The organism is Sphingomonas segetis (assembly GCF_009720245.1).
In the GTDB taxonomy this organism is placed as follows: domain Bacteria; phylum Pseudomonadota; class Alphaproteobacteria; order Sphingomonadales; family Sphingomonadaceae; genus Sphingomicrobium; species Sphingomicrobium segetis.
This window is the reverse complement of sequence record NZ_WJSQ01000014.1, coordinates 1-13894: the sequence shown is the minus strand read 5'-3', so window position 1 is coordinate 13894 and position 13894 is coordinate 1. Positions and strand designations below refer to the sequence as shown.

The following is a 13894-nucleotide window of genomic DNA, read 5'->3' as shown; positions in this document are numbered from 1 at the left end:
TGACGAATGCCTAGGCAAATCACCGCCTTTTCCAATTCCACCGTCAAGCTGCTGCGTTCGCTGCGCGACAAGAAGGCGCGGCGGTCGGAAGGGCTGTTCCTCGCCGAGGGGCTGCGCATCCTGACCGAGGCGCGCGACAGCGGCCGGCTTCCCGAGATCGTCGCCTTCTCGCCCGAAGGAGCGAAGCACCCGCTGGCCGCCGAGATCATCGCGGCGACAGAAGCGGCCGGCGGCGATGCCGTCGAAACTACGCCCGACATCCTTTCGAAGATGAGCGGCAAGGACAATCCGCAGATGCTGCTCGGCGCCTATCGGCAGCCGGACACGTCGCTGGAGCGGATCGACCGCTCCGCCGCTCCGCTATGGATCGTCGCCCAGGCGCTGCGCGACCCCGGCAATATCGGCACGATCCTGAGGACCGGCGACGCGGTCGGCGCGGGCGGGCTGATCCTGATCGACGATAGCGCCGATCCGTTCTCGGTCGAAGCGGTGCGCGCTTCGATGGGCGCCATCTTCACCCAGGAAGTCGCCGCCGCGCGCTGGCCCGACTTCCTTGCCTGGCTCCGCTCTGGCGAGGGCGAGCTGGTCGGAACGAGCCTCAAGGCCACGCACGACTATCTCGAAGCCGAATACCGCCGTCCGTGCTTCCTCCTGATCGGCAATGAGCAGCAGGGGCTGCCGCCCGAATATGAGGCCGAGTGCGACCTGCTGGTCAAAATCCCGATGGCCGGGCGGGCCGACAGCCTCAACGCGGCGATCGCCGCCGCGGTGACGGCCTTCGCCGTCAAAGCGAGCTGGCGATGACGGAACCGGGCGCCGTGCATACGGTTGTTCGGTGCATGAAACGCCTGCTGACGATTGCCCTCGCCGCCGCGCTGAGCGGCTGCATGACTGTCCCCGGCCCTCCGCCGGCGCCCTACCATGCGCTCGGCACGGAGCCTTTCTGGAACCTGCTGATCGACGAGCACGACATCACCTTCGTCGAGCCAGAGGCGCAGCCAATCAAGCAGCCCACGCCCAAGCCGATCATCGGCGTCGCGGGCGAAATCTATCAGACGCCGCGGATCAACGTGAACATCGTCCACGCCCGGTGCAGCGACGGCATGAGCGACCGCGTCTACCCGGACAAGGTTCAGGTATCGGTCGACGGGCGGCAGTTCAACGGATGCGGCGGCGAAGCCGTCGCACCGGCCAGCCTCGCCGGCACCAATTGGCGGGTCGAATCCGTGAACGGACGGTCGACGCCCGCCGGCACCAATTACTTCATGAACTTCGAGGCGACCCGCGTCGGCGCGAAGTTCGGCTGCAACTCGATGGGCGCCGACTACACCCAGACCGCCAACGTCCTAGACCTGAGCATGGTCATCGCGACGCAGATGGCCTGCGCCGACATGAGTTTCGAGTCGCAGGGCGGCGCGATCCTCAACGAGCCGATGACCATGAACTGGAGCGGAGGGGACCGGCTGACGCTCAGCAACGCCCGCGGCCGAATCACGCTCGTGCGTAGCTATTAAGGCCGATTCAGCCGCGATCCGGGTCTCGCCCTTGTCCCTTGACCGCAGTCGTGACGCTCAGCCCTTCCGCCCGTTCGATCGCGCTCGAGCGGTAGCCGTGATCGTTCGAATGTTCGCGAATGTTCGCAGTGACGAAGCGCCAGCGAAGACGGTCCAGTTCGACAATTTGACAGAGCCGCGGCGAGGCAAGCAGCCAAATCCCTATTTTGCAAGGCGTTCTATTCAGCCGCGACCCGCGGCGGGTCGTCGTTCGACGGCGTGGCCGCAAGCTTCGTGAGCGGACGCGGCGCGATCTCGACCATCGGCGGTGTGTCGAGTGTCTTGGCGCTGCCGGCGCCAAGCGTCTCGAACCTTTTGGCCTGCGTCAGCACTTGGCTTTCGAAGCTGCCAACCATCTGGTTGTAGGCGCTGTTCGCGGTCGAAAGGTTCTTGCCGACACGAGTCATATGTTCGTTCATCGTCGCAAGACGGGAATGCAACTCCTTGCCAAGGTTAGCGATTTCCTGAGCCGCTTCGGCCAGCCGCTCCTGCCGCCAGATGCTTGCAACTGTTTTCGCTATTGCGACCAGGTTCGTGGGAGTCGCAAGCAGTACACGCCGCTCGAAGGCCCAGTCCCACAAGGTCGGGTCCTGCTCGAGCGCTGCAGCCAGGAAGTGCTCGCCCGGGATGTACATGATGACGTAATCAGCCGCGTCGCCGAACTGCGCCCAATAAGACTTCGATCCGAGCTGCTGGGCGTGGTTGCGCATCGAAGCGACGTGGGCACGGAAGCAGGCATCACGCTTCTCGTCGTCGACTTCCTCGCAGGCGTCGAGATAGGCGTTGAGCGAGCATTTCGCGTCGATCACCAGCTTCCGTCCGCCTGGAAGACTGACAATGACATCGGGCCGAAGCCGGCCGTCGCCAGTGTCGACCGACACCTCGGTCTGGAAATCCACATGTTCGCTCAGGCCCGCCTGCTCGAGCACGTTCCTGAGGCTCTGCTCCCCCCAGCGACCGCGCGCCTTCGGTGAAGCGCGCAGGGCGTTGACGAGGTGGCGGGTCTCGTCCCGGACCTGCCCCTGCCCTGTCCGCACCAGCTCGACCGCTTCGCGCAGGCCGGCATAATGATCGACTCGCTCCTTCTCGATCGTCTGCAGCTTCTCCTGATAGGTCTTGAGAAGCGTTTCGACGGGCGAAACCGCCTGGGTGAACCGCTCACCCGCCTGGTCGAGAAAGCTCTTGCGGGCATCGCCGAGCAGTTTGCTGGCAATTTCATGAAACTGCGCCGAAAGGCTTTCTTTCGCGTCTTTCAGTCCCTCGATCTGCTGTGCGAACGAACGCTCGCGCTCCTCCTGTGCCGCCTTTAGCGCGCCGAGCTCATTGACCGCGCCGCGACTGGCGTCGCGCTCCTTCACGACCTCGTCGAGCTGGAGGCGAAGGTTCTCGACCGTCTGCCTGGCGCCCGCAGCTTCCCGGCTCGCCCACAGCCAGCCAAGCGCCGCGCCGACGATCAGCCCAACCAAAACGAATGCAATGGCGGTCGCGTCCATGACCGTGACTCCCCCGGAACAGAATGGGAACTGTAGGACGGGCGAGGCGGCGGCTCAAGTCGATCATCGGCACAACATCGGCAATTCGTCGGGACTCCATCATTCCCGCGCCGGCGCAGCGGACGCACCCTTCCCGGCAAACCGAGAAGATTGGTCAGGCCGCAGCCCGCAACAGGAGGGGATGATGTACAGATCGAACGTTTACCTGAAGGGGTCGCTGCTCGCGACCGTGCTCGGCGCGGGTGCGGCGGTAGCGATGCCGCCGTTCGGCGACTGGTCGGCGCCAGTGAACCTGGCGAGCCTGCCGGGCAGCAGCCCAGCCATCAGCACGCCCGCCGTCGACGGCTGCGCAAGCCTTTCGCCGGATGGCCTGACGATCGCGTTCACTTCTAACCGCTCCGGCAATTTCGAAGTGTATGTCGCAACCCGCCCCAGCAAGTCGCGGGGCTTCGGCGCCCCTGTCCCGCTGCCGGCGCCGATCAACAGCACGGCAAACGATTCGTGCCCGACACTCGTCCAGGGCAATCGGATGTTCTTTTCCAGCGACCGTGACGACCCGGCCTACGACCTCTACGTCGCGCACCGCGTCGCGGGCTCCTGGTCGGTCACTCACCTTGGCCCGAACATCAATCAGCCCGGATGGGAGGAGGAAAGCGCCGCGATCTTCGAGGACGGCGATCGCGAGGTGATGCTGTTCTCGAGGCGGCGCCTCGACGGTAGCGAAGGCAAGATCTACCAGAGCGTGGACGGCGGCCCGGCGAGCCTGGTCGCGGGGGGGCCGCATAGCAGCGCATCGGACAACCGCCCGAGCATCACGCACGACGGCAAGACGATCTTCTTCGATTCCGACCGCTACGGCACCCTCGGCGGTCCCGATCTCTATTATTCCACGAGATCGAGCATGTCGCAGCCGTTCGGACCGGCGATCCACTTGCCGGCGCTCAGCTCCAGTGGGTTCGATGCACGCCCCTTCATCAGTTGGGACGGCGCCACGCTGACCTTCAGCTCGGCGCGGCCGGGCAACGCGTCGCCTGCCCCCGACATGTGGTTCGCGACCCGACCTAGGGCGACCGGCAACTGGTGAACCCGCGGCGGGCCGATGGGCCCCATCCGTGGACGGAACCTTTGGGCCTCTTTTTCGCTCGCCCGATGAAGCGAGGGAGATCGAGGCCCATGTCCATCCGCAAGATGATCGCGCTGCACCCGGACGTCGCGGGGCACGTCAACCAGCCGCTCGGGGATGCGGCGCACCATCTGATGTATTGCGCGCGCATGTGCCTCAGCTGCGCCGACGCGTGCGCTGCGGAAAAGATGGACATGCGCCAATGCATCCGCTCGTGTCTCGACTGCGCGGACGTGTGCGAAGCCACGGGCAAGCTGGCGGTGCGCCGGACCGGATCGAACGAGCAGGTGCTTCGAGAGACCCTGGAGCATTGCGCGCGGGTCTGCGACGCGTGCGCCGCCGAATGCGAGCGCCACGATCACGAGCATTGCAGGCTGTGCGCGCAGATGTGCCGGGAATGCGCGGAGGATTGTCGCAGCGCGGCGGCGTCGATCGGTTAGGCAGTCCGATGCACCATCGCCTCACGGTGGCATTCCTCGTCCTGGCCGCGTGCAGTCAGAAGCCCGGACAGCCGTATGCAAACGAATTCGGCGCCGGCGAAAACCTGTCGGTCTCGAACTCGGCGGCCTCGGTCGGAGCGAATTTCGGCCGTCAAGGTGCAAACGAAGCCGCCGCGCAGGCGGCTGCGAACGGCCCGGGAACGCTCCCGGCCGCCGATGCAGGCCTGAGATTCGTGGGTCGCTGGGCGCCGAGCGAGGGCGACTGCACCTCCAGGGCGTGGCGCTTCACCGCGGACGCGCTGATCGTCGACGGCGGTCCGCACTGCAGCTTCTACAAGGTCGACGAGGCGCCCGGCGGGTACGACATCGCCGCGCAATGCCCGACCAAGGAGCCGGTCCACACCGACCTCATCAAGCTGCGCTTCGCCGAATCCGCCCGCGCAATGCTGGTGGAATCGAACGCAATTTCGCCGATGGGGCTAATCTACTGCGGTCAATAACGACCGAACTACGCAGCCTTTTTCTGTTGCTCTTTCCGCCACTTGGCGAGCTTCTTTAGCACCATGTCTCGTTTCAGGCGCGAGAGATGGTCGATAAACAAAACGCCATTCAGATGGTCCATCTCGTGCTGGAGGCAGACGGCCAGGAGCCCGTCGATCTCTTCCTCGTAAGCCTTGCCCTCGGCATCCTGCCAGCGGGCGCGGATGCGATCGGGGCGCATGACCTCGGCATATTGCTCGGGGACGGAAAGGCAGCCCTCGGTATAGGGCACCTCGCTGTCCGAGTGCCACAAGATTTCCGGGTTGATGAACACCCTCGGATCCCTGACGTTGGGGCTTTCCGGATCGTCCGGGTCCTCGGGTTCCTGCAGGTCGATGACGAGGAGCCGGATCGGAACCCCGACCTGGACCGCGGCAAGCCCGATGCCCGGTGCGGCGTACATCGTTTCGAACATGTCGGAAACGAGTGTCTTCAGTTCGTTGTCGAATGTCTCCACCGGCTTGCTGATTTGCCGGAGGACAGGATCGGGCGTCTCGAAGATCGGGCGAATGGCCATGGAGCGAATTTAGTCGTTCGAGCGATGGGGTTCAAGAAATCGGGCGGCGCGCCCTCAATGCCTGCGCGAGCGTACCCTCGTCCAGATAGTCGAGTTCTCCCCCGACCGGAAGTCCGTGCGCCAACTGGCTGAGTCGAATGGGAAAGGCCTGCAGGCGCTCGGCGAGATAATGCGCCGTCGTCTGACCCTCGAGCGTGGCGTTCATCGCCAGCACGACCTCGTCGATGCCGCCCGCCGCCACGCGTCGCACGAGCTGGTCGATGCCGAGCTCCTCCGGGCCAATGCCCTCCAGCGCCGACAAGCGGCCGCCGAGCACATGATAGCGGCCGGGGAACAGCCGCGAGCGGTCAAGCGCCCACAGGTCGGCGACCTCTTCCACCACGCACAGCATCTTCTCGTCGCGGCGCGGGTCGCGGCAAATCGAGCATGGGTCGGAAGTGTCGACATTCCCGCAGGTCGAGCAGGTCGACAGCTTGTCGGCGACCTGACCGAGCGCGGCGAGCAGCGGCTGGAGCGCGGTCTCGCGCTTCTTCATCAGGTGAAGCACCGCGCGGCGCGCCGAGCGCGGGCCGAGGCCCGGGAGGCGTGCCAGTGCCTGCGACAGCGCTTCGATCTCCTGCGACGCCATGGTTCGCCTCCTTGACCGCGCTTGCGCTGCCCCGCAAGTGCGACCGCGATGCGCATCGTCTTCATGGGATCGCCGGACTTTGCGGTGCCGAGCCTCGACGCTCTGGTCGAAGCCGGGCACGAGATGATCTGCGTTTATTCGCAGCCGCCGCGGCCGGCCGGGCGCGGGAAAGGCGAGCGCAAGACCGCGGTTCACGAGCGGGCGGAAGAGCTCGGGATCGAGGTGCGGACGCCGCGCACCCTGCGCGGTACCGACGAGCAAGCGCGGTTCCGGGCCTCGGACGCAGACCTCGCCGTGGTCGCCGCCTATGGGCTGATCCTGCCGAAGCCGATCCTCGATGCGCCGAAGGGCGGTTGCATCAACGTCCATGCGTCGCTCCTCCCCCGCTGGCGAGGGGCCGCGCCGATCCAGCGCGCGATCCTCGCCGGCGACGAGATGAGCGGCGTGACGATCATGAAAATGGACTCGGGGCTCGACACCGGCCCGATGTTGCTCAAGCGCGAGCTCGATATTCGTCACAAGAATGCCGGGCAGGTAATTGTCGAACTGTCGAAACTCGGCGCCGGTGCGCTGGTTGAATGGCTCCGTCATCCGACACCGCCCGAACCGCAGCCGGAGCAAGGGGCGACCTACGCGTCCAAGATCGACAAGGCCGAGGCGCGCATCGACTGGTCGGAGGCTTCCGAGCAAGTCGAGCGGCGGGTTCGCGCCTTCAATCCGGTCCCGGGAGCCTGGTTCGAAATTGGCAACGAACGCATCAAGCTCCTCGAATCCGTGGCGGGGATCGACGCTTCAGGGCAGCCGGGGGAAGTGCTCGACCATTGCCTGAGCATCGCTTGCAGCTCGGGCTACATACGTCCGCTGACTGTTCAGCGCGCCGGCCGCGCTCCGATGACCGCGGGTGACCTGCTGCGCGGCTTTCCTATCCCGAAGGGCACCGTTCTGCCGTGACGCGGTGGCGGCTGGCGATCGAATATGACGGCGGCCCGTTCATGGGCTGGCAGCGGCAGGACCATGGTCCGTCGGTCCAGCAAACGCTCGAGGAAGCGCTTCAGCGGATGACCGGAGAACAGGCGCAATTTACGGCCGCGGGACGCACGGACGCCGGGGTCCACGCTCTCGCCATGGCAGCGCATGTTGACGTCATGAAGTCACTCACGCCGCACCGTCTGCGAGAGGGGTTGAACGCGCTCGTTCGGCCGCAGCCAATTTCGATCTTGCAGGTGGAAGAGGTGGCTGACGACTGGCACGCGCGTTTCTCGTGCATCGGCAGGCGCTACCTGTACCGCATCCTCAGCCGCCGGGCGCCTCCTGCGCTCGATTCCGGCCGCGTCTGGCACATCGCCGTGCCGCTCGATGTGGACGCAATGCGGCAAGGCGCCGCGCACCTCGTCGGGCGCCACGACTTCACTACCTTCCGCTCGGCGCATTGCCAGTCCGACAGCCCGGTAAAGACGCTCGACTCGCTCGAGGTGAGCCGTTCCGGTGAAGAAATTCACGTCGCCGCCGCCGCGCGCAGCTTCCTCCATCATCAGGTGCGCTCGATAGTCGGATGCCTTGCGCTAATCGGCCGCGGCCAGTGGCGACCCGACGAAATGCGCGGGGCGCTCGAGGCGCGCGACCGTTCAGCGCTCGGATTCAACGCTCCCCCGCAAGGGCTGTATTTCGTCGAGGCGGTCTACCCCTGACGGCCTATTCGGCGGCCAGTGCCTCGAACTCCTGCGCCGCGAGATACTTCTCGGCATCCAGCGCGGCCATGCAGCCGGTGCCCGCCGCGGTGACCGCCTGACGGTAGATTTTGTCCATCACGTCGCCGCAAGCGAACACGCCGGGCACGCTGGTCTTGGTGGTTCCGGCCTCGATCCTGATGTAGCCGTCCTCGTCGAGCTCGATCTGTCCCGCGAAAAGCTCGGTCGCCGGCTTGTGACCGATTGCGACGAACGCGCCTTCGGCCTCGACGCGGCTGATCTCACCAGTGCGCTTGTTGCGGATGTCGAGGCCGACCAGCGCCTCGGGATCGCCGGAGCCGACGAACTCGACCACCTCGCTGTCCCAGATGACGTCGATCTTCTCGTTCGCGAACAGCCGGTCCTGGAGGATCTTCTCGGCACGGAGCGAATCGCGGCGGTGGATCAGCGTGACGTCATGGCTATGGTTGGTGAGGTAGAGCGCTTCCTCGACCGCGGTGTTGCCGCCGCCGATGACCGCTACCTTTTTGCCCCGGAAGAAGAAGCCGTCGCAGGTCGCGCAGGCGGAGACACCCTTGTTCTTCAGATGCTCTTCGGATGGCAGGCCGAGCCACCGTGCCTGGGCCCCGGTCGCAATCACGAGCGTGTCCGCGAAATATTGCACGCCGCTGTCGCCGGTCAGGCGGAACGGCCGGCGCGACAAATCGACGGCGCTGATATGATCCCACACGACCTTGGTTCCGACATGCTCGGCCTGGGCCTGCATCTCCTCCATCAGCCAGGGGCCCTGGATGACGTCGCGGAAACCGGGATAGTTCTCGACATCGGTCGTGGTCGTGAGCTGACCCCCCGGCTGGATTCCCTGGATCACGATCGGCGAGAGGCCGGCGCGCGCGGCATAGATGGCGGCGGTGAGCCCCGCCGGGCCGGAGCCGAGAACGGCCAAGCGGGTCGAAATGCTGTTGGTCATCGCGCCGGATTTAGGGTGCGTCACCCCGCCCGGCAACGGCGAAAAAGCTGGTCCTCAGACAGCCCTGCGCCCGGCGACGAAGTTCCAGATCAGCACGATGATGCCGATGATCAGCAGGATGTGGATCAATCCGCTGGCGACGTGGAAGGCGAAGAAGCCGAGCGCCCACAGGATGAGCAGGATGATGGCGATGGTCAGGAGCATGGGCGCTTTCCTCGTTGTAATGGCGGAACGAAAGACCAACGGCCCAGCAGAAGCCCTGTTCCTTAAATGGGCCGCGTCAGACCAGCCGCGATTGCTTGACCGCCGCCTCGATGAAACCCGCGAACAAGGGATGCGGGTCGAACGGGCGGCTCTTGAGCTCCGGATGGAACTGCACGCCGATGAACCACGGATGGTCCGGCCGTTCGACGATCTCCGGAAGCTGGTCGTCGGGTGACATTCCCGAAAAAATCAGCCCCGTCCCCTCGAGCGCCTCGCGGTAATTGATGTTGACCTCGTAGCGGTGACGGTGCCGCTCGCTGATCTCGTCCTTGCCATAGATCGAATGGACGACGCTGTTGCCGTCGAGCTTGGCGGGATAAGCGCCGAGCCGCATCGTTCCGCCGAGATCGCCTCCCGCGGCACGCTTCTGCAGCCCTTCCTCGCTCATCCACTCGGTGATCATCCCGACGACCGGCTCGGTGGTCTCGCCGAACTCGGTGGTCGAGGCCTCGCTGATGCCGGCGAGGTTCCGCGCCGCCTCGATGCACGCCATCTGCATGCCGAGGCAAATGCCGAAAAAGGGGATGTCGCGCTCGCGCGCGAACTTGACGCTTGCAATCTTGCCCTCGCTGCCGCGCTCACCGAAGCCGCCGGGCACCAGAATGCCGTGCAGCGGCTCGAGCTCGGCGACGATGTCCCCTTCCGAATGCTCGAACAGCTCGGCGTCGATCCACTCGATATTGACCTTGGCGCGGTTGGCGATGCCGCCGTGGATCAATGCTTCGCGCAGGCTTTTGTAAGCATCGGGAAGACCCACATATTTGCCGACGACGCCGATCGTCACCTCGCTGTCGTAATGGTCGATCCGGTCCATGATCTCGCGCCAGCGGCCGAGGTCCGGCGCCGGAGCCTCAAGCCGGAACGCGCGCAGAACCTCATCGTCGAGGCCCGCCTCGTGGTATTGAAGCGGCACGTCGTAGATGTTCCGCGCGTCCAGCGCCGGGATCACCGCCGACTTGGGCACATTGCAGAAAAGGGCGATCTTCTCCCGCTCGCTGTCCGGCAGCGGGCGGTCGGAACGGCACAGGAGGACCTCCGGCTGGACCCCGAGGCTGGAAAGCTCGCGGACGCTCTGCTGGGTGGGCTTGGTCTTGAGCTCGCCCGCAGCCGCAATCCACGGCACCAGCGTGGTGTGCACGCTGACCGTATTCTCCCGGCCAAGGTCGTTCCGTAGCTGCCGGATGGATTCGATGAACGGAAGGCTCTCGATGTCGCCGACGGTGCCGCCGATCTCGCAGATGACGAAATCGCAGCTGTCGGTATCGGCCAGCGCGAATTCCTTGATCGCGTTGGTGACGTGCGGAATGACCTGGACCGTCGCGCCGAGATAGTCGCCGCGGCGCTCCTTCGCGATGATGTCGCGGTAGATGCGGCCGGTGGTGACATTGTCCGACTGGCGCGATGTCACTCCGGTGAAGCGCTCGTAATGGCCGAGGTCGAGGTCGGTCTCGGCGCCGTCGTCGGTCACGTAGACCTCGCCGTGCTGGTAGGGCGACATCGTCCCCGGATCGACGTTCAGATAGGGATCGAACTTGCGGATTCGGACCTTGAAGCCGCGCGCCTGGAGGAGCGCCCCGAGGGAGGCCGAGAGAAGACCCTTACCAAGCGATGAAACCACGCCGCCGGTGACGAAAATGAACCGCGCCATGGGATTCGAGGCTTAGGGGGACAGGAGCGGACGACGCAACCCGCGGAAGAAAAAATTTCACGGAATTTCAGGGACCGTCCCTCGCAGACGACTGTCCCCTCAGGTCATTGCGCGAGCGGAACGGCCGGTGGCGTCTGGTTCTGTTGCGGGTTGGTCGCGGGCGCCTGCTGGCCGGGTGCCTGCTGATTCGGCGCCTGGCTAGGCGCGACCGGCGCCGCGGTGTTCGCGAGCGAGGTGTCGATCTTGGCCGGCTCGCGGCTGCTGCCGGCATAGGCGGCCATCACGATCGACAGGACGATGAACAGCCCGCCGAGGATCGCCGTCGAGCGGGACAGGAAGTCCGCCGCACCGCGCGCAGTCATGAAGCCCGAGGAGCTTCCGCCGACGCCGAGCCCGCCGCCTTCCGAGCGCTGCATCAGGATCACGCCGATCAGCGACACGGCGATGACCGTCTGGACGATCAGAAGGAATGCGAACATCGGTGGCTTTCTGAAAAGGAAGGGCGCGGCGCCACTTAGTCGGCGCCGCGCCCGCTTTCAACCAAAGCTTATTGGCCCGACGTGTCGCTTGCAGCGGGGGTTGACGCGGAAGCGTCCGCGGTCGGCGCGCCGCCCTGCACCATCGCCTCGAGCTGGGCCGCGGTGTAGCCGATCGTCACGCTTGCGTCGGCATTGCCGCGAAGCCCGGTCTGCGGAACGGCGATTTTCTTGCCGCTCTGCAAAGCGATCGTCGCGTTCCCGTCGGCAACGGACTCGATCGTGCCGACCGCGGTGCCGCCGAGCCCCTTCACCGTCGCCCCGGCGACGACCGCCGCATTGGCGGCGGCGAGGCTCTGCTCGATCTGCGCGTCGAGCTGCGCCTGGGTCATTCCGAACAGGAGCTTGCCCTTGGACACGGAGAAGCTGGTCCGCGGAAGCATCGCTTCGTGCTTGTTCGTCTTGACGAGCAGGTTCGGGCCCTTGAGCCCGACGACGGTCCCGACCGGCGCACCGCTCGCGTCCGTAACCTGCATTCCGATGGTGATCCCCGCCTGCGCCTGCGCGACGGCGGGCGCCGCAAAGAAGAGCCCGACGGCAGCAGCCGTCCCAACAATCAGTCGCATTGTAACCTTTCCCTATCTTTCGATAGGGCTCCATACCATAATCGCGCTGATTGTGAACTGAATGGCTACGCAGCTCGCGGCTGTGCGGCTGCGGCCGCCGCGACGATGGGCAGAAAGTCCGCCGCCCGCAAACTCGCCCCGCCGACCAGCGCTCCATCAACATCGGGAACAGTGAAAATCTCGGCGGCATTCGATGCCTTGACCGAGCCCCCGTAGAGGATTCGGACGCTCTGTCCCTGGTCTCCGTAGCGCGACAACAGGCACTCGCGGATCGCGGCGTGCATTTCGCCGATTTCGGCCGTCGTCGGGATCTTGCCGGTCCCGATCGCCCACACCGGTTCGTAGGCGACCGCCAGCTCCGCGTCGGAAGCGGGCCGGTCGGGAAGCGAACCGTCGAGCTGGGCAAGGACCGTCGAAACGGCAGCGCCCTGCTCGCGCAGCGCAAGGCTCTCACCCACGCACAGGATCGCGCTTAGCCCGCAGCGAAGCGCGGCCTCCGCCTTCGCCTTCACTTCGGCGTCGCTCTCGCGCTGCGCGTCGCGGCGCTCCGAATGGCCGACGATGGTCAGTGCCGCCCCGGCATCGAGCAGCATGTCAGCGGAGATGCATCCCGTGTGCGCTCCCTTTTCGGCGTGATGCACGTCCTGCCCACCGATCGCGAGGTCCGGGACCGCCCGCGAAGCGCGCTCGATGAGGATAGCAGGGACGCAAAGCGCGATGTCGACATTCTCAAACTGTCGCGATGCCGCCGCGATCGCCGCTATCTCCTCGAGATCGGACGACTGGCCATGCATCTTCCAGTTGCCAGCGATGAGTTTCCTGAGTGCCACTAGCGCGCCCCTCTGTTCGCAACGCCACTAGCGGCGCCGCCTTGATGCCTGCAAGGCTCGCCCCTAAAGCGACCCGCGAACCGGCCATTCTGCCCCAGGAACCTCATGCTCAATTCGCTTCGCCGACTGCAGAAGACCAAGTTCGGCACCGCCATCATCGCGGCTTTCTTCATTTTGATCCTGATCGGCTTCGCATCGGCCGACATGTCGAACGTCGGTTCCGGCAAATGGTCGTTCGGAATGGGAAGCTCGACGCTGGTCGAAGTTGGCAGCGTCCCGGTCACCGAGCAGGAGATGAGCGATGCGATGCAGCGCCGGCTCCAGGAGGCGCGGCAGCAGCGGCCCGAGGCGGAATATTCGACCATCATCGGCGACTTCGACGAAATTCTGAGCGGCCTCATCGACCAGAAGACGCTGTTCGCCTTCGCCCAGAAGTTCAAATTCCCGCTTTCGAAACGCCTCGTCGACGCCGAAATCGCGCAAATCCCGCAGACCAAGGGACTCAACGGGCAGTTCAGCGACCAGGCTTACCGCGCCTTTCTCGCACAGCAGCGGCTGAGCGACGCGGAGGTCCGCTCGGTTCTCGCGGGCGGGCTGCTGCAGCGCTACATGCTGACACCGGTCGCCGCAAACGCCCGGGTGTCGGTCGGCATGGGGACCCCCTATGCGGCGATGCTGCTCGAATCGCGCGAGGGTCACGCCGCGGCCATTCCGCTCGAAGTGTTCCGCTCTGCGTTCAAACCGACCGACGCCGACCTCCAGCGTTACTATGCGGCAAACAAGAACCGCTACATGGTGCCTGAGCAGCGGGCGCTGCGCATCGCCCGCATCGGCCCCGAGCAGGTCGCGAACGTCACTGCGACCGACCAGGAGGTCACGGCCTATTACAATAGCCACAAGGGCGATTACGCCTCCAAGGAGATGCGCAGCATCAGCCAGGCCGTCGTTCAGGACCAGGCGACGGCGAGTGCGATCGCGCAGCGCGCCAAAGGCGGAGCGACGATCGCCGCCGCCGCCGCGCCGGCCGGTGCCAACGCGGCCGTCACGACGCTGACCGACCAGACACGCGAGGCCTATGCATCCATCGCTGGCGACACG

General features: G+C 65.5%; 17 protein-coding genes. 8 read left to right on the top strand and 9 right to left on the bottom strand.

The features are described 5' to 3' along the window. Positions 1 to 6 precede the first annotated feature (6 nt). Positions 7 to 804 carry a TrmH family RNA methyltransferase gene (locus tag GH737_RS02660; RefSeq protein WP_155263313.1) on the top strand — a complete coding sequence of 266 codons (798 nt, stop codon included), beginning with the start codon at positions 7 to 9 and terminating at the stop codon, positions 802 to 804. A gap of 35 nt (positions 805 to 839) precedes the next feature. Continuing rightward, positions 840 to 1514 (top strand): META domain-containing protein, encoded by a 675-nt coding sequence (locus tag GH737_RS02655; protein ID WP_196232944.1) that lies wholly within the window; start codon positions 840 to 842, stop codon positions 1512 to 1514. A gap of 218 nt (positions 1515 to 1732) precedes the next feature. Here the strand turns inward: GH737_RS02655 and GH737_RS02650 are convergent, their stop codons facing one another. Then, a complete protein-coding gene (locus tag GH737_RS02650; RefSeq protein ID WP_155263311.1) occupies positions 1733 to 3046 on the bottom strand; it encodes a DNA recombination protein RmuC in 1314 nt (437 codons plus the stop codon). 184 nt (positions 3047 to 3230) lie between these two features. Here GH737_RS02650 and GH737_RS02645 point away from each other — a divergent pair, with 184 nt between their 5' ends. The 3 genes from GH737_RS02645 (at position 3231) to GH737_RS02635 (ending at position 5109) form a co-directional block, all read left to right on the top strand. Further along, positions 3231 to 4130, top strand: coding sequence for a PD40 domain-containing protein (locus tag GH737_RS02645; protein WP_196232943.1), 900 nt, complete (start codon positions 3231 to 3233; stop codon positions 4128 to 4130). Between the two features lie 89 nt (positions 4131 to 4219). After that, positions 4220 to 4609 (top strand): four-helix bundle copper-binding protein, encoded by a 390-nt coding sequence (locus GH737_RS02640; protein WP_155263309.1) that lies wholly within the window; start codon positions 4220 to 4222, stop codon positions 4607 to 4609. 8 nt (positions 4610 to 4617) lie between these two features. Next, positions 4618 to 5109, top strand: coding sequence for a hypothetical protein (locus GH737_RS02635; protein ID WP_155263308.1), 492 nt, complete (start codon positions 4618 to 4620; stop codon positions 5107 to 5109). 8 nt (positions 5110 to 5117) lie between these two features. On the opposite strand, the gene def is transcribed toward GH737_RS02635, so the two are convergent. Beyond that, positions 5118 to 5666 (bottom strand): peptide deformylase, encoded by a 549-nt coding sequence (def, locus tag GH737_RS02630; RefSeq protein ID WP_155263307.1) that lies wholly within the window; start codon positions 5664 to 5666, stop codon positions 5118 to 5120. A 31-nt stretch (positions 5667 to 5697) separates the two neighbouring features. Continuing rightward, positions 5698 to 6294, bottom strand: a complete 597-nt coding sequence (recR, locus tag GH737_RS02625) for a recombination mediator RecR (protein ID WP_155263306.1) — start codon at positions 6292 to 6294, stop codon at positions 5698 to 5700. 48 nt (positions 6295 to 6342) lie between these two features. On the opposite strand from recR, the gene fmt reads away from it, so the two are divergent. Together fmt and truA are read left to right on the top strand one after the other, a co-directional pair. After that, positions 6343 to 7245, top strand: coding sequence for a methionyl-tRNA formyltransferase (gene fmt, locus GH737_RS02620; protein WP_155263305.1), 903 nt, complete (start codon positions 6343 to 6345; stop codon positions 7243 to 7245). Next, positions 7242 to 7982: a tRNA pseudouridine(38-40) synthase TruA gene (truA, locus tag GH737_RS02615; protein WP_155263304.1), complete on the top strand. Its 741-nt coding sequence runs from the start codon at positions 7242 to 7244 to the stop codon at positions 7980 to 7982. Before fmt ends, truA begins: the two co-directional genes overlap by 4 nt. Before the next feature lie 4 nt (positions 7983 to 7986). Here the strand turns inward: truA and trxB are convergent, their stop codons facing one another. The 6 genes from trxB to tpiA all read right to left on the bottom strand — a co-directional run bounded on the left by trxB (position 7987) and on the right by tpiA (position 12796). Further along, positions 7987 to 8952 carry a thioredoxin-disulfide reductase gene (gene trxB, locus GH737_RS02610; RefSeq protein WP_155263303.1) on the bottom strand — a complete coding sequence of 322 codons (966 nt, stop codon included), beginning with the start codon at positions 8950 to 8952 and terminating at the stop codon, positions 7987 to 7989. A gap of 54 nt (positions 8953 to 9006) precedes the next feature. Beyond that, positions 9007 to 9156, bottom strand: coding sequence for a lmo0937 family membrane protein (locus GH737_RS02605; RefSeq protein WP_155263302.1), 150 nt, complete (start codon positions 9154 to 9156; stop codon positions 9007 to 9009). Between the two features lie 76 nt (positions 9157 to 9232). Further along, complete coding sequence (locus tag GH737_RS02600) at positions 9233 to 10864, bottom strand: CTP synthase (protein WP_155263301.1); 1632 nt, start codon at positions 10862 to 10864, stop codon at positions 9233 to 9235. A 104-nt stretch (positions 10865 to 10968) separates the two neighbouring features. After that, a complete protein-coding gene (gene secG, locus GH737_RS02595; RefSeq protein WP_155263300.1) occupies positions 10969 to 11343 on the bottom strand; it encodes a preprotein translocase subunit SecG in 375 nt (124 codons plus the stop codon). 68 nt (positions 11344 to 11411) lie between these two features. Next, the gene (locus GH737_RS02590) at positions 11412 to 11966 is read right to left on the bottom strand and encodes a hypothetical protein (RefSeq protein WP_155263299.1); all 555 of its coding nucleotides are present in this window, start codon (positions 11964 to 11966) and stop codon (positions 11412 to 11414) included. 65 nt (positions 11967 to 12031) lie between these two features. Then, complete coding sequence (gene tpiA, locus GH737_RS02585; protein ID WP_155263298.1) at positions 12032 to 12796, bottom strand: triose-phosphate isomerase; 765 nt, start codon at positions 12794 to 12796, stop codon at positions 12032 to 12034. 105 nt (positions 12797 to 12901) lie between these two features. Here tpiA and GH737_RS02580 point away from each other — a divergent pair. Continuing rightward, positions 12902 to 13894 (top strand): peptidylprolyl isomerase (locus GH737_RS02580; RefSeq protein ID WP_196232942.1); only part of this gene is annotated, 993 nt, incomplete at its 3' end.